The sequence below is a fragment of the Ruegeria sp. HKCCA0235A genome (assembly GCF_013033235.1).
GTDB lineage: Bacteria > Pseudomonadota > Alphaproteobacteria > Rhodobacterales > Rhodobacteraceae > Ruegeria.
Genome location: NZ_WQDQ01000001.1, coordinates 596,165 through 615,511, shown reverse-complemented (window position 1 = coordinate 615,511; position 19,347 = coordinate 596,165). Strand labels below are relative to the sequence as shown.

Sequence of the window (19,347 nt, the reverse complement as noted above, 5' to 3'; positions counted from 1 at the left end):
GGGCCCTGAACCGGCGTCTTCCGGACGATCGCGGTAAAGGTTGCGGCGGGAAACACGGCTTCAGGTGATATCCACCCTTGATTGAACCTTTCTGGTTCGATCCTTCTCTGGGTTTACGATTGCCGTGCCTGCTCGCATTTGAAGTTGAAAACTTTTGAAAAATCTTCGCACTTTTCGCAAGAGAGGCGAGATCCGGATTACGCAATCATTTCAGTGGTCTCTGTTTCGCAGGCGTATTGAATCAGCCTTTTTGTATCTAAAAAGAGCGCAAAAATCTCATTATGTGTGAACTTGTTACTAAGTAAAGCACGGCCACGTGATCTAATCTGAATGCATTGCAGAAAGGAGACCACGATGTCTGTATCCAAATTCCTTCTGATAATCGCAGCAACGTCCATCACAGTTCTTTCCGCCTGCGCGGGTCCGGGAACCTACCCAATAACCGGAGACCAGGTCTCGGCGAGTGACCCGGTACAGGACATGAACCCGGCCAATATCTTCCGTGGCGAGTCTCGTTAAAGCAACTTGCTCATCAGCATATATCTGTCGCGTGGTTTGAACCCGGTGCGCAGATAGATTTTCTGAGCGGCCTCGTTGTTTCGGTCGACTTCCAGATGAAGGGCAGTCAGCCCTGCTTCGGACAAAGCTTTGGGCAGTGCCAGCAGAACTTCGGTCGCAATGCCACGACCGCGAACAGCGGGTCGGATATAGATTTCGTCGACGAAACCGTCCATGCCGCCGAATTCGATGGACCAGCCGAAGGTCAGGATGATGTAGCCCAACGGCGCGCGTCCGGGTCCGATCAGATAGACACAGCCATGGGGAATACCCTCGAGCAGGGGGGTCAACGCGTTTCGGGTCTGGTCCGGGTCTTGCGTCAATCCGGCTTCGGTATGGAAGGCGGTGACCAGCGCCATCAGGCGGTCCAGGTCTTCGGGGCGCGCAAGGCGCAGGGCGGCGCTCATAATCTGGCCAGCCTTTCTGTCAGAAGGTCAAAGAAGCCGTCAGCGTCGATGTCCCCCATGAACAGCGCATTGGGCGCGCGGTCGGTCACGCCCCACCAATCTGCGACGGTCATGCCCATGGTCAGCTCGGACCGGGTTTCAATTTCGACATTCACATGACGGCCTGAAAACAGCTTGGGCCGGATCAGATAGGCGGTCACGCAGGGGTCATGCAAGGGCGCACCCGCGCTGCCGTATTTTTCCTTGTCGAACCTCTCAAAGAAATCGGTCATCTCGGCCACAGCGAGTCCGACTTTGTTTCCCAGAGCACGGAAAGCATCGTTGCGGGGTTTGGTGACCAGCGCCTTATGCGTGACATCCAACGGCATGACCACAATCGGCCTTCCGGATTTGAAAACGATATCAGCAGCTTCCGGGTCGACATGAATGTTGAACTCCGCTGTTGGAGTGATGTTCCCAACCTCGAAATACGCCCCGCCCATCAGAACGATTTCCTGCACCCGATCAACAATATCAGGGGCTTTGTTGAATGCGGTCGCGATATTCGTCAGAGGCCCCAGCGGACAAAGTGCTATCGTGCCCGGTTCTTCAGCGCGCAGGGTGTCGATGATGAAGTCCACCGCGTGGCCCTCGGTCAGCGGCATCTGCGGATCGGGCAGGTCCGGGCCATCCAGCCCTGTCTTGCCATGCACATGCTCGGCCGTGACCAACGCGCGGTTCAACGGTCTGTCGCAGCCCGCGTAAACGGGTATGTCAGTCCGCCCCGCCAGTTCGCACACGATCCGAGCGTTCTTGGCGGTCAATTCCAGGGGCACGTTGCCCGCGACCGCCGTAATACCAAGAACCTCGATGTCCTCCGGGCTGGCCAGCGCCAGCAGGATGGCGACGGCATCGTCCTGTCCGGGATCGGTGTCGATGATGATCTTGCGAGGGGGCATGGGCGTCTCCGGTGGTCATGAAGGTGGGACACTCGCAAGTGTCGGGTGCCTTGTCTACCCGTTTCTGGGGGCTGCCATGGCGTCCACCGGCGGGAGTTTGCCGTTGGCGCGGTGCTCTTCGGTTTTGACCTCGTCCCAGAGCGCGTCCATCTCGGCCAGATCGCTTTGCGAGGGGGTCTTTCCCCGCTCGGCCAGCCGGGCTTCGACCTGTTCAAAGCGACGGGTGAACTTGGCATTGGTGCGGCGGAGGGCGGCTTCGGGTTCGATACCCAGGTGGCGGCCCAGATTGACCATGACAAAGAGCAGATCACCGAATTCATCCTCAAGCGCATCCGCGTCCATCTTGTCACGCGCCTCTTCCAACTCGGCGGCTTCTTCGGTGATCTTGGCCAGCACGTGGCTTGCATCGGGCCAGTCGAACCCCACGCGTGCGGCCCGTTTTTGCAACTTATGGGCCCGCAGCAGGGCAGGCAGGTTGGCGGCCACCCCGTCCAGCGCGCCTTTCTGTTCCTTGCCCGCACGTTCGGCCGCCTTGATCGTTTCCCAATCCCGGGTCTGCTGATCGGCGGACTTGTCGCGGGATTCGTCGCCAAAGACATGCGGGTGGCGGTTGACCATCTTGTCTGACATGGTGCGCACCACGTCCTGAAAGGTGAAATACCCAGCCTCTTCAGCCATTTGTGCGTGAAAGACCGACTGGAACAGCAGATCGCCCAGCTCTCCCTTCAGCTCGTCCCAAGCCTCGCGCTCGATCGCGTCGGCGACCTCATAAGCCTCTTCTATCGTATAGGGCGCGATGGTGGCGAAATCCTGTTCGATATCCCACGGGCAACCGGTTTGCGGATCACGCAGGCGGCGCATGATTTCCAGCAGACGCTCGATACCAGCGTCGCTGTCATGGATCAGAGGATTTTCGGCCATTGCGAACCCTTTCATTCCGGTGTCAGATGCATCCATCCCGCAGTCCCGATCAGGAGTCCAGCCCAGATGCCCGTCGTCAACCGAATTGCCGATTTCTCTGCCGATATGACCAGATGGCGCCAGTATCTGCATACGATACCCGAGTTGGAATTCGAGTGCTTTGAGACTGCCGCGTTTGTGGCCGAACGTCTGCGTGAATTCGGGGTCGATGAATTGCATGAAGGGATCGCAAAGACCGGGATGGTCGCGATCATCAACGGGCAGGGAGACGGGCCGACGATCGGGCTGCGTGCCGATATGGATGCATTGCCGATTACCGAGGAAACAGGCGTCGAATATGCATCGAAGAATCCCGGAAAGATGCATGCCTGCGGGCATGACGGGCACACCACAATGCTGCTGGGTGCGGCGCGGTATCTGGCCGAAACGCGAAATTTCCGCGGCCGTGTGGCCCTGATCTTTCAACCGGCCGAGGAAGAAGGCGGCGGCGCGGGCGTGATGGTCGAAGAAGGCATCATGGAGCGGTTCGATATCTCTGAGGTCTATGGAATACACAACGATCCGGGAAACCCGGAAGGTACGTTCCATACCACGCCGGGGCCGATCATGGCGGCGGTGGATACGTTCGAGATTCATATTCAAGGGGTCGGCGGCCATGGCGCCATGCCGCATCAGACCCGCGACCCGGTCATGGCGGCCTGCGGCATTGCGCAGGCAATCCAGACCATCGTCAGCCGCAACCACTATGCGGTGGAAGACCTGGTAGTTTCGGTCACTCAGATCCACGCCGGAACGGTGAACAACGTGATCCCTGATACTGCCTATTTGAACGGAACCGTGCGGACCTTTGATCCCTCTGTACAGAAGATGGTGATGGAGCGGATGGAGCAGATCGTTCAGGGGCAGGCCGCGTCTTACGGTGTCGAGGCACGGCTGGAATATCAGGTGGGATACCCGGCCACGATCAACGATGCTGAAAAGGCAGCCTTCGCCGCCACCGTCGCGCGCGAAGTGTCGGGGCCTGAGCGTGTGGTCGACACAATGGGTCGCGACATGGGGGCCGAGGATTTCTCGTACATGTTGCAGTCGCGACCAGGGGCCTATCTGTTTCTGGGGCAGGGGGATGGTGCCGGGCTGCATCATCCGAAATACAACTTCAATGATGATATCGCGCCGGTGGGGGCATCGTTCTTCGCACGGATTGTGGAAAAGGCGCAGCCCTTGGGCTGATGGGGTAATGAAATGGCACTGGAAGACGCAAAAAACCAGGTGGATGAGGCATTCACCAACCCGGACCTCAAAGGCCTGTCCTATGAAAACACCTTTGGCGGGGCGACCTCGTTTCTGCGGCGTCTGTACACCAAGGATCTGACGGGCGCCGACATCGCCGTGACCGGTGTGCCGTTTGATCAGGCGGTGACCAACCGCCCGGGCACCCGCCTTGGCCCACGTGCGATCCGCGAGGCGAGCGCCCTGCAATCGCCCGATGCGCCCTATGGCTGGCCCTTCGATGCGCTGAGCGAGCTGGCGATCATCGACTATGGCGACATGGCCTATGACTATGCCAACATCCCCGCCTTTCCCGATACGCTGACTGACCATATCCGTACCATTCTGGCGGCGGATGTGGCCTCGGTCACGCTGGGGGGCGATCACTATATCAGCTTTCCGATCCTCAAGGCCTATGCCGAGAAATACGGGCCGATGTCGCTGTTGCAGTTCGATGCCCATACCGACACCTGGGCCGATGACGACATGAGCCGGGTGGACCACGGCACCATGTTCTACAAGGCGGTGAAGTCCGGGATCGTGGACCCGAAACGCTCGGTTCAGGTGGGGATCCGCACCACCAACGAGGACACGCTGGGCGTCAACATCATCGACGCGCGCGAGGTCTATGAATCCGGCCCCGCTGCCGTGGCGCAGAAGATCAAGGGTATTCTGGGCGACAGCCCGGTCTATCTGAGCTTTGATATCGACGGTCTGGACCCGGCCTTTGCACCGGGTACGGGGACACCGGTTTGGGGTGGTTTGAGTTCCATTCAGGCGCAGATCATCCTGCGCGACATCGCCGGGATCAACATCAAGGGCGGCGACGTGGTCGAGGTGTCTCCGCCGTTCGATACATCCGGCGCCACGGCGATTGCGGGGGCGCATGTGGCGACGCAGATCGTCTGCCTGTTGGGGTGGAACAAGCTGGCAAAAACATAACCGTTTGGACGCGCATTAACCATTGGTTAGCCATACTGCCGGTATGTGCTGGGTAAAGAAAGTTGAAGGGATGGGGATACAACGCGCATGACTGAATTCAATCAACCGGTCAGCGGCAATGATCTGGCGCGGTTTTCGGGGCCGAATACGTTTATGCGCCTGCCCCAGGCTGCCTCGTTGGCGGGGCTGGATGTGGCGGTTCTGGGGATTCCGATGGATATCGGCACCTCGTGGCGATCGGGCACCCGGTTCGGACCCAAACAGATCCGCAGCGAAAGCGCGATGATAAGGCCCTACAACATGGCTACCTCGGCGGCTCCGTTCGACAGCTTGCAAATCGCCGACATCGGGGATCTGGCGATCAACACCTTTTCGCTTGCGGACAGCCTGAGGATCATCAGGGAAAGCTATGATGCGATCCTGGCAAAGAACGTGACCCCGGTGGCGATGGGGGGAGATCATTCGATCACCCTGCCGATCCTGCGGGCCATTGCGGCAAAGCATGGGCCGGTGGCTCTGGTGCATGTGGATGCCCATGCGGATGTGAATGACGAGATGTTCGGCGAGAAAGAGACCCACGGAACCGTCTTCCGCCGCGCCTATGAAGAGGGGCTGATTGTCCCCGACAAGACCTTTCAGATCGGCATTCGCGGATCGGGCTATGCGGCTTCGGATTTCACCGAAGCCAGGTATTGGGGCTTCCGCCAGTTCCCGGCCTGGGAGTTGTGGCAGCAGAATCTGACGCAGATCGGCTCTCAGATCCGCAAGATCATCGGGGATCATCCGGTCTATGTCACGTATGACATCGACAGCCTGGACCCGGCCTTTGCACCGGGCACGGGTACGCCAGAGATTGCCGGGCTGACCACGCCGCAGGCGCTGCAACTGATCCACGCGTTGCAGGGTGTGAATGTTGTGGGGTGTGATCTGGTCGAGGTTTCACCTCCGTATGACCCGTCTGGCAACACGGCCCTGACGGCAGCCAACCTGATCTACGAGATGCTGTGCATCCTGCCGGGGGTGACGTCACGGTAAACCGGCCCGGAACGGCTTGCCCCGGCGCTTGATCCGCATAGGGTTTCTGCAAGAGGGTAAAGCGGGATGAAAAAGATGGTTCTGTGGGCAGTAATCGCGCTGGTGCTTGGGCTGGGCGCTTACATCCGGCTGGCCCCATCTGCGCCGGCCCAATGGCATATTGCACCGGTTGCAGAGGTTGATCAGGACTTGCCGGGTGGCGTTCTGCGCGTTGTTGCAACCGGCCCGGAAGGGTTGCAAAAGCTCGATCGGATCGCCCGCGCCACGCCGCGCACCTCGGTTTTGGCAGGTTCGGTCGATGAAGGCATGATCACCTATGTCACCCGCACGAAATGGATTGGTTTCCCCGACTATACCACTGTTCGGCAGGACGGCGACACGCTGCGCATCCATGGCCGTTTGCGGTTTGGGCGCAGGGATTTCGGTGTGAACAAGGCACGGGTTGATGGGTGGTTGGAGCAGATGTAACTGTTCTACCGGCGCTCAGGACGCCTCATCCTGTTCAAAGTGATCAACAGGATCGCTCTGCAACCCGGATGACAAACATCCCTCCTGCACCTCGCGCCACATGGGCACGTTCAGGGACATCTGGCACTGTGCCGTGAACATGCGGCCGTCGACTTGCAAGCAGATCATCTCACCCAGTTCGATGCGGGACCCGGACGTGTCGGTGCAATAGCAATCGCGGGTCTTGCCGTCGGGGCCGATGTAATCGGCGAAAACCGGCGTGGACGTCAGCAAAAGGGCAAGCAAAATCCGTTTCATGACAGCAAGCTTAGCACGACGTGGCCCTTGACCAAAGCCCCCGGATGATAGACACCGCCGGGATGATCCCCGAAGAACGTCTTGAACAGATCACCCAGCGATTCCAATACCTCGAAGCTGCCATGGCGGATGGCGCATCGGGCGGCGATATTGCGGCGTTGGCCAAGGAATATTCCGACCTCAAACCCGTGGTCGATCAGATCATGGCCTGGCGCCAGCTGGTGGCAGATCTGACTGAGGCCGAGGCGATGCTGGCCGACCCGGATATGAAGGAGTTGGCCGAAGAGGAAATTCCGGACTTGCAATCGCGCATCCCCGAGGCGGAACACGCGCTGCAACTGGCGCTGTTGCCCAAGGATGCGGCGGATGCGCGGCCGGCGATGCTGGAAATTCGCCCCGGTACCGGCGGGGACGAGGCCGCTTTGTTCGCGGGCGATCTATTGCGTATGTATCAACGCTATGCCGAGGCCCGCGGGTGGCAGTTCGAGATCATCGAAGAACAGGCTTCTGATTTGGGCGGGATCAAAGAGGTGGTGGCCCATATCAAGGGCGACAATGTCTTTGCCCGGCTGAAATACGAATCCGGTGTGCACCGTGTGCAGCGCGTGCCCGAAACCGAAAGCGGCGGGCGCATCCACACCTCGGCGGCGACGGTGGCGGTACTGCCCGAGGCCGAGGATGTCGACATCCAGATAGACGCCAATGACATCCGTATCGACACGATGCGCAGTTCCGGCGCGGGCGGGCAGCACGTGAACACCACCGACTCGGCGGTGCGGATCACCCATATTCCGACGGGCTTGGTGGTAACAAGTTCCGAGAAGTCCCAGCATCGCAACCGCGAGATCGCCATGCAGGTGCTGAAAACGCGGCTTTATGACCTCGAGCGGCAGCGGATCGACAGCGAACGTTCCGCCGACCGGGCCAGCCAGGTGGGGTCAGGGGATCGTTCGGAACGCATTCGCACCTATAATTTCCCACAGGGGCGGATGACGGATCACCGGATCAACCTGACGCTCTATAAACTGGATCAGGTGATGCAGGGGGATCTGGACGAAGTGATTGACGCTCTGACGGCGGATGATCAGGCCCGGTTGCTGGCCGAGATGGCGCAATGATGGGGCTGCAAACAGCAGCGCAGGCCATGGTGGCCGCAACCGCGCGTCTGAGGGCCGCGGGCGTGGATGACCCGGCGCGCGATGCGCGCCTGTTGTTGGCCCATGCCGCACGGATAGAAGCCAGCCGGGTGACGCTGATTGCCCCGGAAGAGTTGCAGCCCGAGATCGCTGAACGCTATGACCAGTTGGTTTCTTTGCGTGCCATTCGGGTGCCGGTGTCTCATCTTCTGGGCGAACGCGAGTTCTATGGGCGCAGGTTTCGTGTCAGTTCCGACGTTCTGGATCCACGCCCCGAGACTGAAACCCTGATCGAGGCCGCGCTGAGCGAACCTTTCGACCATGTTTTGGACCTCGGCGTCGGGTCGGGCTGTATTCTGGTCACACTGCTTGCGGAACGAACCAGCGCTTCGGGCCTTGGGGTCGACCTGAGTGAAGCCGCCTGTCTTCAGGCCAGCGCCAATGCCGTGCTCCACAAGGTGCAAGGACGAGCCGAGATTGCGCAGTCAAACTGGTTTGAAGACATTGAAGGCCGGTTTGACCTGATTGTTTCCAACCCACCGTATATTTCCGTATCCGAAATGGAGGATCTTTCGCCCGAAGTGCGGGAGCACGAGCCGCGCATGGCGTTGACCGATGAAGGGGACGGGCTGGGCGCGTATCGGCAGATTGCGGCCTCGGCCCCGGATTACCTGCTGCCAGGCGGGCGAATACTTGTGGAAATTGGCCCGACACAGGCAAATCTTGTGTCTGCCTTGTTTGATGCGGCGGGTTTGGCGGATATTCGCGTAATCCCTGATCTGGACGGGCGTGACCGGGTTGTCGGCGCAAAGATGCCGGGTTGAAACTGTTGTCTGAAGCCAAAAAACGCTGCCCCGAGTAAAAAAGCGTGTGAAAATCCCAGATTCCTCTTGTCTGCGCGGTCAGGACATGTTTACTCAGGATTAGTCGGCGAGGTTGACGCTGTTGCAGCGCACCCCTGACGCCAAGCCCAAAAAAGTCGACATCCCGTGACGGCAAACGCCTCTGAGCAGTGCAAAACACGGGTTGAGCGACAGCGCATTGATAAGGCTGACGTAAAGTAAAATGAGATCTTCCAAATCCCGCTCGCGGGCCAAGAACAACCGCAATCGTCCTTCTGGCGGTAACGTCGTAAACCGGGTATTTGACAGCTCGGGCCCTGAAGGCAAGGTGCGTGGCACGCCTCAGCAAATCATTGATAAGTACAATCAGCTGGCGCGTGACGCTCAGCTGTCAAACGACCGCGTTGCGGCGGAAAACTTCCAACAGCACGCGGAACATTATCTGCGCATGCTGAGTGAGGCGCAGCGCGAGATTGAAGCGCGCCGCGAAGAGCAGGAACGCCAGAACCGCGAACGCCAGGCCGAGCGTGACCGTGAGCGCGCCGAGCGCCAGGAACGTGAAGCGGCCCGGCAGGCCGATCCCGCCGAAGCCCCGCAGCCGGACGTAATGGATTTCGCCGCACCGGACGCTGCTCCGGAAAGCGGTTTGGTCGAGACACCGGAAAGCAAAGGGGCCGAAGCCCCGGCAGCTGAGAAGAAGGAAAAGCCTGCGCGCAAACCGCGGGCACGCAAACCCAAACCGGCGCCAGCGGCTGAAGATGCGCCCAAAACGGATGGCGACGCACCGGAAGCGGCTGAATAAGCCGGCATCAGAACTTGCAAAGCCCCGAGGTCAAGCCTCGGGGCTTTTTTGTGATCAGGGTTTCTGGATTTCGCGCGCCAGGGCACAGAACGCTTCAAGCGGAACCTGCTCGGCCCGTTCAGTGGGTTGGATACCTGCGGCCCGCAAGCGATCCTCGATATCCGGGGCAACGCCTTTGAGCGCGGCGCGCAGCATTTTGCGGCGTTGATTGAAGGCAGAGGCCACCACACGCGACAGGGTCGCGGCGTCAGCAGGATAGCGCGGTTCTGGCAGGGCGGTCAGGTGGACCACCGCGCTGGAGACTTTGGGCGGAGGGGTGAAGGCGCCGGGGGGCAGGGACATGGCGATGCGCGCCTCGGCCCGCCATTGGGCGAGGATGGCGAGACGGCCATACGCCTTGCTGCCGGGTTGGGCCACGATGCGTTCGGCCACTTCGCGTTGGAACATCAGCGTCAGGCTCTGCCAGAACGGCGGCCATTCCGGGGGCGTCAGCCAGCGCACCAGCAGTTCGGTGCCGACGTTGTATGGAAGGTTGGCCGCGATGCGGATTGGCGGGGTCAGGTGTTCGAGCGGGTTGATCTCGAGCGCGTCACCATTGATGACCTCCAGCCTTCCGGGATAGGCGGCGGCGATATCGTTCAGGGCGGCGATGCAACGGGTGTCTTTTTCGACCGCCACGACCTTGCGCGCGCCTTCGGACAGAAGCCCTCGGGTGAGGCCACCAGGACCGGGGCCGATTTCCAGTACGTCGCAGTCTGCAAGATCGCCAGCCTGACGGGCGATTTTGGCGGTCAGGTTGAGGTCCAGCAGGAAGTTCTGACCCAAGGATTTGCGCGCCGAGAGTTGATGTGTGGCGATGACCTCGCGCAGAGGGGGGAGATTGTCGATAGCACTCATGATCCGATTACCGTGACGCAGGCCGCAGGGGCAGCGCCAGAAATTTTATGCCTCCGGCGGGGATATTTTCAGCCAGATGAAGGATCAAGAGCCTTGTGCCATGCGTTGGGCAAGCTTCAGAGCTTCGATCAGGCTGGTAGGATTGGCGATGCCTTTCCCTGCAATATCCAGTGCAGTGCCATGATCTGGCGACGTGCGGATGAAGGGCAGGCCAAGGGTGACGTTCACGCCCCGGTCGAAATCCAGTGTCTTGATCGGGATCAGGGCCTGATCATGATACATTGCGATCGCCGCGTCATAGCGGGCGCGGGCAGCGGCGTGGAACAGCGTATCCGCAGGGTGCGGGCCCGTCAGGGTCGCAGCTTCCGGGTTCAGATCGGCCAGCATTGGGGCGATCCAGTCAAGCTCCTCGCTGCCCATTTTGCCACCTTCGCCGGCATGGGGGTTCAGGCCGGCTATGGCGATGCGGGGGTGTTGTATGCCAAACTGGTCGCGCAGACCGCGCGTGGTGATTTCGATCGTCTCGCGAAGCAGGTCGGGTGTCAGCGCGGCGGGAACCTGCGCCAAGGGAATGTGGATTGTCGCCGGGACAACCCGCAACTGGTCGCTGGCCAGCATCATGACAACCCGGCGGGTGCCCGACAGCGCAGCCAGAAACTCGGTATGGCCGGGATAGGTAAACCCGGCCCCGTCGATCAGGGCCTTCTTGTGAATGGGCGCGGTGCACAGAGCGGCCGCTGCCCCGGCTTTCACAAGATCGACGCCGGTTTCGATGGCATCGATCACCGATGGGGCATTGGCTGGGTCTGGCTGACCGGGCAGGTTTGCGGTAGGGAAGTTCAGTTGCAGCACGGGCAAGGCCTGATCACAGACTGCAACAGCATCCGAAGCGGTTTGGATTTTCGCAATAGGCGTGCCAGCAGGCAGGTGGTTGGCATCGCCGATAAAGAAAAACGGGCAGGTTTGGCGCAGCTCGGCCCACGCTTTGGCCGCGATTTCAGGGCCGATCCCGGCCGGTTCACCGCAGCTGAGCGCAATCGGGCGTGTCATTCTTGAACAATGGTGGCGTCAGCCCGCAGCTGCTCTACCAGGCTGGACGCAAAGGCCTGTAGCCGCTGCTGCGCCAGTGCATTCGCGACATCCGCCCGCGAGGTGTCTTCGCCCAGGTCGCGGACTCGGTTGCACAGCATCAAGAACACAAGCGTCTGCCCGTTGTTACGGGTCAGGTTTGTTGACACCTCGAAGCGATCCAGCTTGGCCAGTTCTACGGCGAAATCACGTGGTATTTCTGAAGGGCTGGCTTCGATGCGGTCCAGGACTTCGACGGGTTGATCTTTGGCGACTCCATACAAGTCATCGCAGGTGTCGATCTCCTCCCGCAGGGCGGCAGCCCGTGCCAGGGTCTCGGCGCTGCGACCACCCGGCAGGTAATAGGCAGCATAATCTAGCTTGGAAATCCGCGGCGCAGCGGTCGCCACCTCGCGCAATCCGCGCAACTGAAACAGGGCAACGGCGTTTGGCAAACTGATGGGGTCGGTGATCTCGCCGTTCTGGAGCCCAAGAATAACCGGCTGCAAGGCAGGCGGCAGGTTGGAGATATTCAGCCAGTCCAGTCGTCCGCCTTCGTTGCGGGTTGCCGCTCCGGAATATTGCGCCGCTGCGGCTGAAAACGCTTCGATAGTTTCAAGTCGCGAGATTTCTTCCGCCAGCAATTCGGTCTGTGCAACGGTTTGCGGGTTCACCGGGATGATGATCTCGGACAGCAAAACCTGAAGGCCGCCGCCACCGGTTTGTCCCAGCGCGCGATCAATCTCGTCTTCGGTCGGACGGGCCTGCGACAGATAGCGCGAGCTGATATAGTCGCGCCAGGCCAGCTGATCTGCAACGTAATCACGGACAGTTTCCGGGTCGACGCCTGCCTCACCCAAAAGTTGCAGGAATTGTTCGGTGGACAATTGCCCGCGCGAGGCGAACTCGTCGATACCCAGTTGTACGGCTTCCGGCGCAGCTTCCACGCCTGCTTCACGCATGGCCTGCTTGCGCAACTTTTCTTCGATCAGGGCTTCTCTGACGTCAGCTTCATTGCCGCCGGGCAGGCCCAGAACATTCAGGAATTGCAGGCGTTGTTCCAGTTCGTACCAGGTGACGATATCCTGATTCACGCGGATCGCTGGCGAGAACAGGCTCTGGGCGCTGACCTGCAGTGCTGAAAAAGCGAGGAAAACGGCGGCCAGTGCCGGCGTGACCGGTTTGTGCCAACCGGAACGAAGAAACCTGGAGAAACCTGATATCAACTGCATTTTCTCTTGTATGTGTTACCACCGCCTTCAAGGGCGTATCCTGTCAGCGATAGGGTAAAGCCGAATTCTGTCGAAGGCTCAATAGTGGATGTTGAAGTAAAGCGTCTGCTTACGGACATGTTAACCTGAACACATTCGTTCTGGTAGGTTACACCAAGCCCCAACCGGATTGGCTCTGACTGGTTCAGATCATAGCGTGCCTCGGCATTCGTAAGCCAGTTCTGGTCGACTTGATAGCGGCCCAGAAGCCAGATTTCCGAGATTTCATCCGCAATGTTTTCCGCCGGATCCTCTTCCTGCCAGATATAGCTGCCAGACAGGCCGGCAAATTCGGATGCCCAGGCGCCGCGCAATTCAGCTTTGACGAAACTGAAATCGCTGTCTATCAGACCGCGCCCGCCGAGTGACCAACCGTTGGCCGTGGTGATTTGCCCCGCCACCAGCAAGTCGGACGTGGTGCCCTGCAATCCGGATGTCAGGGTGAAATTCGGGTCGGCATCCGCCCGAAACACCTGACCCAACGTTACAAGCGCCTGCTGTCCGTCTGCACCATAGCGGGCCCAGTTCAGGCCGATGACCCCGGTGGCACCGTCTTCGCGCTGATCTTCCGCAGGGAATCGGGACAGGGCCAGCAGGTTACCCTGATCGAATTCCTGAAACGTGCTTTCATCATCTGGCACATCAGTGTCCGAGACATGGGTCCATCCCAACTGTGCGATCGGTTCCAGAAGCTGAACCGCGCCGGTCTTTTCACGACGGGTCATCGGATAGCGAAGCGTCAAAGCCGCGCGCGGGGTCGAGCGGGTCACATTGCTGGGAAAGTTGCTGTCATGGCGAATATTGAACGTATCCACCGATGCGCCCACCGTCGCGTCCGCGCGAAGGCCCGATGCAAATGTCCAGCTTCGCAACCATTCGGCATCAACAGTTGCCCTTGTTATGTCACGGCCAACGATATCGGCGTCGCTGGTGCGTTCATGTGCGTGGCCGATAAAAGCCAGCCGCACTTCGCCGCCAAGCGCGCCAGGGAAGAATCGCTTTTCATAGTTCAGGTCGAAGACTCGGGATGGGATTTCGTCCTGATTTTCACTTTCACGCAGAGTTTTGTAATGGATCAGGCTTGTTTTGAACGCGGTGTCGCGTTTGATCCGTTCCAGCGCTATCTCGCTGCGCAAACGATCCAGGCCCGGCAGCCCGTAGTCAGCCAGATAGGCGTCGTCCGAGGTGGTTTGCAGAGCGAATGTCAGCCGGAAATCGTTCTTTAGGTTGAACCAACCGCTGGCGAACAGATAACCGCGATCCTGATCGGGCTGGACATCATCACGGGTATAGGCCCCTTCAAGCTGAATGCGCCCGTTCACGAACGCCTGGCGATATCGATACCCCAGCGTCGTGGTCTTGCCTGACAAGTACGGCGTCAAGGTCAAATCCTTGTGGTCCCCCAGCTTGAAGAAATAGGGAACCTGAACCCCCGTTCCCAGTTGTGAGGTGCTGCGGATCGACGGCACAAGAAAGCCGGTTGCGCGCTCCAATGTCGGATCCGGCAAGCGCAGATACGGGAAATAGAATACCGGATAATCAAGCACGCGAAGCTGCGCGCCTTCAAAGTACAATTGCCGCTCCAACTGGTCATGTGTGACCTTGCGGGCGCGGATCTGCCAAAGGGGTGGCTTACCATTGGTGCAGACATGGCAGGAAGTGGCCGAGACCTTGCTGAATTGCGTATAGCGGCCCGCTGCCCGTTTCGCCTGAACCGAGGCAATCTGGATCTGCTGATCGAAAACCATCCGAGCACCGATCAGCAGACCGTTTTGGATACCGCTGTCCAGCTGTCCGGAATCGGCCAGAAGGGTCGACTGGCCCCCCTGATCAATGCGAATAGGTCCCTCGAGCGTCAGCTCACCCGTTTCCCGGTCATAGGTGACACGTTGGGCTGACAGCTTGGTATCGCCCTGAAAGGCTTCGACATTGCCTTCGGCCACCAGTTTTCTGTCGGGTGTAATAAAGACTTTGTCGGCAACCAAAAGGGCGGGTTCGGCCTGTGACTGCGCAGCTTGCGGGTCAGGCTCGGCCGACGTGGTTTGCGCCGCCAGAACGGTCGGTGCCGACAACGCGATTGCGCTGGTCAGCAGCAGGGAAATCATGCTCCGCATCAGCCGTCCTCCGCGTGTAGAAGCAGGCCAAGGGACAACAAGATGGCGGCGAAGGGCGGCGCCCAGGCCGCGATATAGACGGGCAATTGTCCGTTTTCCCCGAGGATTTGCGCAAAATTGCGGACGAAATAGATGGCAAAGCCAAGCAGTACGGCCGTCAAAACTGCTATTCCGGTACCGCCGAACCGAACGTGGCGCATGGTGAAAGCAGCCCCGATCAGCACCATCGAGACCAGAAAGAACGGCCGGGCCAGCTGCACCTGCAACCAGACTTCATATTGCTTGGTCGAAAACCCGGCTTCGCGCAGATCCTTGATCAGTTGCGGCAGGTCAAAAACCGACACTGAATCCTGCTGCCCCAGAGTGTCCAGAATCCGCTGCCGGGTCAGCGAGGTCGGCAACTCCAGCCGTTCATGCTCCACCGAACTGGTTTCGGGGTTCTGCCCATTCTGCAAATTCCAGATCTTGGCCCGCGACAGGACCCAGTTTCGGTCTTCCAGCACGGCCCTGTCGGCGACGATCTGCTGGGTGGGTTTACCATCGCGCGCAAAGGTGATGATGGTCACGTCGTCCAGGCCCAGCGTATCCCCGTTCGAGGTGCCCCGGGCATGGATGACGGCCTGTCCGTTTTCCGCCGATTGACGCAGCCAAAGGCCTTCGCTGCTGATCGAAAGCGCTGAGCTGCCGTTGTTGCGATAGGAGTCAGACAGGCGTTGGAATTCCTGGGATGTGGCCGCAGAGATGGGGTTCAGCAATGCCACCGCAAGCGCACCGATGATCAGGGCCAGCGCCGCTGGCGCGACCAGTGCGCGGATACCCGAGCGACCCGTGGCGCGGGTCACCACGAGTTCAGAGGTCCGTGCCAGCCCGACGAACAAGGCAATGGTGGACAGAATGACCAGCAGGGGCAGCATTTCACTGATGGCGGCCGGTGTGTTCAGAAGCGTCAGGTGCAACAATTGGCCGAAGGACAGGTCGACTTCGTCAAATCGGCGGATCTGTTCGATCAGATCGATGAGAATCATCAAGGTCAGAAAAATACCGCCGATGACCAGAAAGCTCTGTAGAAAGCGGCGGGCGAAATAGCGGTCGAGGATCACAAGACTGCCCCCGCCAAGCCTTTTGCGCCGGAAAACGGGCCGAAATCGCGCGTGCATGTCTTCCTGCGCGACGGCGTATGCCTGCCCTCTCGTGTCACGTCTTTCTCCCCCGAGCCTGCCAGTTATTTTTTCGGAACCTTACTGCAATTGAAACGCGGGGAAAACTGCTATCTGGTCAAGTCGGGCGGCGCGGGCTAGGTCTTGGGGAACAGAATTCGAGGAGTTTGCAATGAGCAGTCTGATACCGGTCCGTTTTCAGGATTTTGACTTGGATGCGATGGCGCAGGCCGAAGGGCGGGTGGCCATCATCATTCCGTCGGACGGAAAAATGAACCCTGCGGCGCGTCGGGCCAATCGTCTGACGAAAGGCGCTGTGGCGCGGCTTGTCGAAAGTGAGAAATTCGAAAAGTCCAAGACCGGCGATGTTATCTCGATGGCCTGGCCGGCTGGGATGGCGGCCGAAGCGCTGGACGTCGTGGTGCTGCCGCGCCGCCCGGAAGCCGACGAGGCCCGCAAGGCTGGTGCCGCGTTGGCCAAATCCGCAGGTGGCAAGGACATGCTGGTGATGGTTGGCAATCAGGCGCAGACCGAAAACCTGGCCCTTGGCATGGTGCTGCGCAGTTACGATTTCAACGCGCACAAAACCAAGGACAGCGAAGGCAGCGGTTCGATTACGATCGGACATTCAAAACCCAAGGAAGCCGAAGCAGAGTTTGCACCGCTATACGCGATTGCCGACGGCGTGCGGATGACCCGTGATCTGACCAACGAACCTGCAAATGTTCTGACGACCACGGAATTTGCCGATCGTCTTGTCGAGATGCAGGAGCTGGGCCTGGAAGTCGAAGTTCTGGAAGAGGACAAGCTGGCTGAACTGGGCATGCGCACTTTGCTGAGCGTCGGGCAGGGCTCTGCCAGCCCGTCCAAAGTCGTTGTGATGCACTGGAATGGCGGCGACAAGGACGATGCGCCCTTGGCTTTGGTGGGCAAGGGGGTGGTTTTCGACACAGGTGGCATTTCGCTGAAACCGGCCGGTGGCATGGAGGACATGACCATGGACATGGGCGGTGCCGGTGTTGTCGCGGGCACGATGCGCGCGTTGGCCAAGCGCAAAGCCAAGGCCAATGTGGTGGGCCTTGTCGGGCTGGTCGAGAACATGCCTTCGGGCAATGCCACCCGTCCGGGCGATGTGGTCAAGTCGATGAAGGGCGACACGGTCGAGATCATCAACACCGATGCCGAAGGCCGTTTGGTTCTGTGCGACGTTATGTGGTACGCGCAGGAGCGGTTCAAACCGGTGGGCATGATCGATCTGGCCACCCTGACCGGGGCGATCATCATCGGGCTGGGTCATGAGAATGCAGGTGTGTTTTCCAACAATGACACATTCTGTGACGCCTTCCTGAAATCGGCCCGGGCCGAGGATGAAGGCGCGTGGCGGATGCCGTTGGGCGATGCCTATGACAAGCTGCTCAAATCGCGCATCGCCGACATGAAAAACGTCGGTGGCCGTCCGGCGGGCTCGATCACGGCGGCGCAGTTTCTGCAACGTTTCGTGAAAGCGGATACGCCCTGGATTCATCTGGATATCGCGGGTGTGGCTTCGGTGTCGTCCGAGACATCCTATGCGCCCAAAGGTGCCACGGGTTGGGGTGTGCGCGCGCTGAGCCGGTTCGTGCAGGACAATTTCGAGTAAGCGAATGGGTGCTGTCTATTTCTACCATCTGACCCGCCAGCCGCTGGAGCACACCTTGCCTGTGCTGCTGGACAAGGCGCGGCAGGCCGGGTGGAAGATTGCCGTGCGGGGCACCGATCCCGCGCGGATGGACTGGCTGGATGAAAAGCTGTGGCTGGGCCCCGAGGACGGGTTCCTGCCACATGGTCGCGAAGGCAGCCCGCATGATGCCGAGCAGCCGATCCTTCTGACCACCAGCGCCGAGGCCCCTAACGGCGCGGTGTGTGTCATGGCGGTGGACGGCGCGCCGGTCGAACCCGAAGAGGTGTCGGCGCTGGAACGGGTTTGCATTCTGTTCGACGGCAATGACGACATGGCCGTACAGCACGCACGCGGGCAGTGGAAGACGCTGACCGGCGCCGGATGCGCCGCGCAATACTGGTCCGAAGAATCCGGGCGGTGGGAAAAGAAGGCCGAAGCCTGACGGGCCGTGCCATTTATCAGGAGATTTGAGGATGCAGATGAAGCCTCTGGGCCGCACCGGGATTGTCGTGAGCGATCTTTGCCTCGGGACGATGACGTTCGGATCGCAGACCTCGGAACCGGATGCGCACCGGCAGATGGACATGGCGCTGGATGCGGGGATCAACTTTGTGGATGCCGCCGAGATGTATCCGGTGAATCCTGTCGCCAAAGAGACAATTGGTCGGACCGAAGAAATTCTTGGAAACTGGAATGCTGCCAACAGGGCACGCCGGGCGGATTTCGTACTGGCAACCAAGCATTCGGGTGAGGGATTGTCATATGTTCGCGACGGTGCGCCGATCACGGGAAAAACCATTCCCGAGGCCATCGAAGGGTCTCTGCGGCGGTTGCAGACGGATTACATCGATCTCTACCAGTTCCACTGGCCCAATCGCGGCAGCTATATGTTCCGTCAAAACTGGGATTATGCGCCTTCGGGCCACAATACCGCGGACGTTCTGGAAAATATGCAGGAGTGTCTGGAGGCCTTGCAGGTTCAGGTGGACAAAGGCAACATCTGCGCTTTTGGTCTGTCGAATGAAAGCGCGTGGGGTACGGCGCAATGGCTGAGACTGGCCGAGCAGACGGGCACACCGCGTGCGGCGTCCGTACAGAATGAGTATTCGTTGCTGTGCCGTCTGTTCGATACCGACATGGCCGAGCTGAGCGTACATGAAGATGTCGGCCTGATGGCGTTTTCACCCCTGGGTACCGGGCTGCTGACCGGGAAATACCAGGGCGGGGCCGTGCCGGACGGCTCTCGTATGTCGCTTTCGCCTCAATTGGGCGGGCGCAAGTCTGACCGGGTGTTTGATGCGGTCGCGGCCTATCTGGATGTTGCCGCGCGACATGGCCTGGATCCGACCCATATGGCGTTGGCCTGGTGCCGCTCGCGACCATTCACGATGTCGGCGATTTTTGGCGCGACCACGGTCGCGCAGCTTGAACACGTATTGGCCGGTGCGGATTTGACATTGTCAAAGGAGTTGCTGGCCGAGCTGGACGCTGTCCACAAGGCGCACCCGATGCCGTACTGAGGCGAGGGGGCTCTGCCCCCGGCACGCCGCGCGTGCCTCCCCCGG

At 59.9% G+C, this 19,347-nt stretch carries 20 protein-coding genes; 11 read left to right on the top strand and 9 right to left on the bottom strand.

The window, feature by feature from the left end:
- The first annotated feature begins 354 nt into the window (after positions 1–354).
- Positions 355–519: a hypothetical protein gene (locus tag GOW56_RS03040; protein ID WP_170344035.1), complete on the top strand. Its 165-nt coding sequence runs from the start codon at positions 355–357 to the stop codon at positions 517–519.
- Here the strand turns inward: GOW56_RS03040 and GOW56_RS03035 are convergent.
- From GOW56_RS03035 to mazG, 3 genes are read right to left on the bottom strand one after another with little or no spacing between them, the layout of a single operon-like run.
- The gene (locus GOW56_RS03035; RefSeq protein WP_171204894.1) at positions 516–965 is read right to left on the bottom strand and encodes an N-acetyltransferase; all 450 of its coding nucleotides are present in this window, start codon (positions 963–965) and stop codon (positions 516–518) included. The two genes, GOW56_RS03040 and GOW56_RS03035, sit on opposite strands and share 4 nt — an antisense overlap.
- Complete coding sequence (locus tag GOW56_RS03030) at positions 962–1,903, bottom strand: nucleoside hydrolase (protein ID WP_171204893.1); 942 nt, start codon at positions 1,901–1,903, stop codon at positions 962–964. The genes GOW56_RS03035 and GOW56_RS03030 overlap by 4 nt, the downstream gene beginning before the upstream one ends.
- Positions 1,904–1,957: 54 nt before the next feature.
- The gene (mazG, locus tag GOW56_RS03025) at positions 1,958–2,824 is read right to left on the bottom strand and encodes a nucleoside triphosphate pyrophosphohydrolase (protein ID WP_171204892.1); all 867 of its coding nucleotides are present in this window, start codon (positions 2,822–2,824) and stop codon (positions 1,958–1,960) included.
- A 66-nt stretch (positions 2,825–2,890) separates the two neighbouring features.
- Here mazG and GOW56_RS03020 point away from each other — a divergent pair, with 66 nt between their 5' ends.
- The 4 genes from GOW56_RS03020 (at position 2,891) to GOW56_RS03005 (ending at position 6,538) form a co-directional block, all read left to right on the top strand.
- The gene (locus tag GOW56_RS03020; RefSeq protein WP_171204891.1) at positions 2,891–4,054 is read left to right on the top strand and encodes a M20 aminoacylase family protein; all 1,164 of its coding nucleotides are present in this window, start codon (positions 2,891–2,893) and stop codon (positions 4,052–4,054) included.
- A 12-nt stretch (positions 4,055–4,066) separates the two neighbouring features.
- The gene (gene speB, locus GOW56_RS03015) at positions 4,067–5,035 is read left to right on the top strand and encodes an agmatinase (RefSeq protein ID WP_152458210.1); all 969 of its coding nucleotides are present in this window, start codon (positions 4,067–4,069) and stop codon (positions 5,033–5,035) included.
- Positions 5,036–5,122: 87 nt separating this feature from the next.
- A complete protein-coding gene (gene speB, locus GOW56_RS03010; protein ID WP_171204890.1) occupies positions 5,123–6,070 on the top strand; it encodes an agmatinase in 948 nt (315 codons plus the stop codon).
- A 66-nt stretch (positions 6,071–6,136) separates the two neighbouring features.
- Positions 6,137–6,538: a DUF1499 domain-containing protein gene (locus GOW56_RS03005; RefSeq protein WP_152458208.1), complete on the top strand. Its 402-nt coding sequence runs from the start codon at positions 6,137–6,139 to the stop codon at positions 6,536–6,538.
- Positions 6,539–6,553: 15 nt separating this feature from the next.
- Here GOW56_RS03005 and GOW56_RS03000 read toward each other — a convergent pair whose 3' ends face one another.
- Positions 6,554–6,835, bottom strand: coding sequence for a hypothetical protein (locus GOW56_RS03000; protein WP_152458207.1), 282 nt, complete (start codon positions 6,833–6,835; stop codon positions 6,554–6,556).
- Positions 6,836–6,897: 62 nt separating this feature from the next.
- On the opposite strand from GOW56_RS03000, the gene prfA reads away from it, so the two are divergent.
- The 3 genes from prfA (at position 6,898) to GOW56_RS02985 (ending at position 9,615) form a co-directional block, all read left to right on the top strand.
- Positions 6,898–7,953, top strand: a complete 1,056-nt coding sequence (gene prfA, locus GOW56_RS02995; protein ID WP_171205032.1) for a peptide chain release factor 1 — start codon at positions 6,898–6,900, stop codon at positions 7,951–7,953.
- Positions 7,950–8,795 carry a peptide chain release factor N(5)-glutamine methyltransferase gene (gene prmC / locus GOW56_RS02990; protein ID WP_171204889.1) on the top strand — a complete coding sequence of 282 codons (846 nt, stop codon included), beginning with the start codon at positions 7,950–7,952 and terminating at the stop codon, positions 8,793–8,795. Before prfA ends, prmC begins: the two co-directional genes overlap by 4 nt.
- A gap of 241 nt (positions 8,796–9,036) precedes the next feature.
- Entirely contained in the window at positions 9,037–9,615 is a 579-nt protein-coding gene (locus GOW56_RS02985; protein WP_152458205.1) for a DUF4167 domain-containing protein, read from the top strand.
- A gap of 54 nt (positions 9,616–9,669) precedes the next feature.
- Here GOW56_RS02985 and rsmA read toward each other — a convergent pair whose 3' ends face one another.
- From rsmA to lptG, 5 genes are all read right to left on the bottom strand, one after another.
- Positions 9,670–10,512, bottom strand: a complete 843-nt coding sequence (gene rsmA / locus GOW56_RS02980) for a 16S rRNA (adenine(1518)-N(6)/adenine(1519)-N(6))-dimethyltransferase RsmA (protein ID WP_171204888.1) — start codon at positions 10,510–10,512, stop codon at positions 9,670–9,672.
- An 84-nt stretch (positions 10,513–10,596) separates the two neighbouring features.
- The gene (pdxA, locus tag GOW56_RS02975) at positions 10,597–11,562 is read right to left on the bottom strand and encodes a 4-hydroxythreonine-4-phosphate dehydrogenase PdxA (protein WP_171204887.1); all 966 of its coding nucleotides are present in this window, start codon (positions 11,560–11,562) and stop codon (positions 10,597–10,599) included.
- Positions 11,559–12,812 (bottom strand): peptidylprolyl isomerase, encoded by a 1,254-nt coding sequence (locus GOW56_RS02970; RefSeq protein WP_171204886.1) that lies wholly within the window; start codon positions 12,810–12,812, stop codon positions 11,559–11,561. The genes pdxA and GOW56_RS02970 overlap by 4 nt, the downstream gene beginning before the upstream one ends.
- The gene (locus GOW56_RS02965) at positions 12,803–14,965 is read right to left on the bottom strand and encodes an LPS-assembly protein LptD (protein WP_171204885.1); all 2,163 of its coding nucleotides are present in this window, start codon (positions 14,963–14,965) and stop codon (positions 12,803–12,805) included. Before GOW56_RS02965 ends, GOW56_RS02970 begins: the two co-directional genes overlap by 10 nt.
- Entirely contained in the window at positions 14,965–16,065 is a 1,101-nt protein-coding gene (gene lptG, locus GOW56_RS02960; protein ID WP_171205031.1) for an LPS export ABC transporter permease LptG, read from the bottom strand. Before lptG ends, GOW56_RS02965 begins: the two co-directional genes overlap by 1 nt.
- 229 nt (positions 16,066–16,294) lie before the next feature.
- Here lptG and GOW56_RS02955 point away from each other — a divergent pair, with 229 nt between their 5' ends.
- Genes GOW56_RS02955 through GOW56_RS02945 form a run of 3 tightly spaced genes read left to right on the top strand, consistent with a single transcriptional unit; the run spans position 16,295 to position 19,302 of the window.
- A complete protein-coding gene (locus tag GOW56_RS02955) occupies positions 16,295–17,761 on the top strand; it encodes a leucyl aminopeptidase (RefSeq protein WP_171204884.1) in 1,467 nt (488 codons plus the stop codon).
- A 4-nt stretch (positions 17,762–17,765) separates the two neighbouring features.
- On the top strand, positions 17,766–18,224 hold the full coding sequence (locus tag GOW56_RS02950) for a DNA polymerase III subunit chi (protein ID WP_171204883.1): 459 nt from the start codon (positions 17,766–17,768) through the stop codon (positions 18,222–18,224).
- A gap of 31 nt (positions 18,225–18,255) precedes the next feature.
- Entirely contained in the window at positions 18,256–19,302 is a 1,047-nt protein-coding gene (locus tag GOW56_RS02945; RefSeq protein WP_171204882.1) for an aldo/keto reductase, read from the top strand.
- Positions 19,303–19,347 lie beyond the last annotated feature (45 nt).

Excerpts from the sequence above, each read along its gene's own strand:
- speB (WP_152458210.1), top strand. The coding sequence starts at position 4,067 with ATGGCACTGGAAGACGCAAAAAACCAGGTGGATGAGGCATTCACCAAC.
- GOW56_RS03000 (WP_152458207.1), bottom strand. The coding sequence starts at position 6,835 with ATGAAACGGATTTTGCTTGCCCTTTTGCTGACGTCCACGCCGGTTTTC.
- GOW56_RS02985 (WP_152458205.1), top strand. The coding sequence starts at position 9,037 with ATGAGATCTTCCAAATCCCGCTCGCGGGCCAAGAACAACCGCAATCGT.
- GOW56_RS02965 (WP_171204885.1), bottom strand. The coding sequence starts at position 14,965 with ATGCGGAGCATGATTTCCCTGCTGCTGACCAGCGCAATCGCGTTGTCG.
- GOW56_RS02945 (WP_171204882.1), top strand. The coding sequence starts at position 18,256 with ATGCAGATGAAGCCTCTGGGCCGCACCGGGATTGTCGTGAGCGATCTT.
- GOW56_RS03020 (WP_171204891.1), top strand. The coding sequence starts at position 2,891 with ATGCCCGTCGTCAACCGAATTGCCGATTTCTCTGCCGATATGACCAGA.
- mazG (WP_171204892.1), bottom strand. The coding sequence starts at position 2,824 with ATGGCCGAAAATCCTCTGATCCATGACAGCGACGCTGGTATCGAGCGT.
- GOW56_RS03030 (WP_171204893.1), bottom strand. The coding sequence starts at position 1,903 with ATGCCCCCTCGCAAGATCATCATCGACACCGATCCCGGACAGGACGAT.
- GOW56_RS02955 (WP_171204884.1), top strand. The coding sequence starts at position 16,295 with ATGAGCAGTCTGATACCGGTCCGTTTTCAGGATTTTGACTTGGATGCG.
- GOW56_RS03035 (WP_171204894.1), bottom strand. The coding sequence starts at position 965 with ATGAGCGCCGCCCTGCGCCTTGCGCGCCCCGAAGACCTGGACCGCCTG.
- GOW56_RS03040 (WP_170344035.1), top strand. The coding sequence starts at position 355 with ATGTCTGTATCCAAATTCCTTCTGATAATCGCAGCAACGTCCATCACA.
- prfA (WP_171205032.1), top strand. The coding sequence starts at position 6,898 with ATGATCCCCGAAGAACGTCTTGAACAGATCACCCAGCGATTCCAATAC.
- prmC (WP_171204889.1), top strand. The coding sequence starts at position 7,950 with ATGATGGGGCTGCAAACAGCAGCGCAGGCCATGGTGGCCGCAACCGCG.
- speB (WP_171204890.1), top strand. The coding sequence starts at position 5,123 with ATGACTGAATTCAATCAACCGGTCAGCGGCAATGATCTGGCGCGGTTT.
- pdxA (WP_171204887.1), bottom strand. The coding sequence starts at position 11,562 with ATGACACGCCCGATTGCGCTCAGCTGCGGTGAACCGGCCGGGATCGGC.
- GOW56_RS03005 (WP_152458208.1), top strand. The coding sequence starts at position 6,137 with ATGAAAAAGATGGTTCTGTGGGCAGTAATCGCGCTGGTGCTTGGGCTG.
- GOW56_RS02950 (WP_171204883.1), top strand. The coding sequence starts at position 17,766 with ATGGGTGCTGTCTATTTCTACCATCTGACCCGCCAGCCGCTGGAGCAC.
- GOW56_RS02970 (WP_171204886.1), bottom strand. The coding sequence starts at position 12,812 with ATGCAGTTGATATCAGGTTTCTCCAGGTTTCTTCGTTCCGGTTGGCAC.
- rsmA (WP_171204888.1), bottom strand. The coding sequence starts at position 10,512 with ATGAGTGCTATCGACAATCTCCCCCCTCTGCGCGAGGTCATCGCCACA.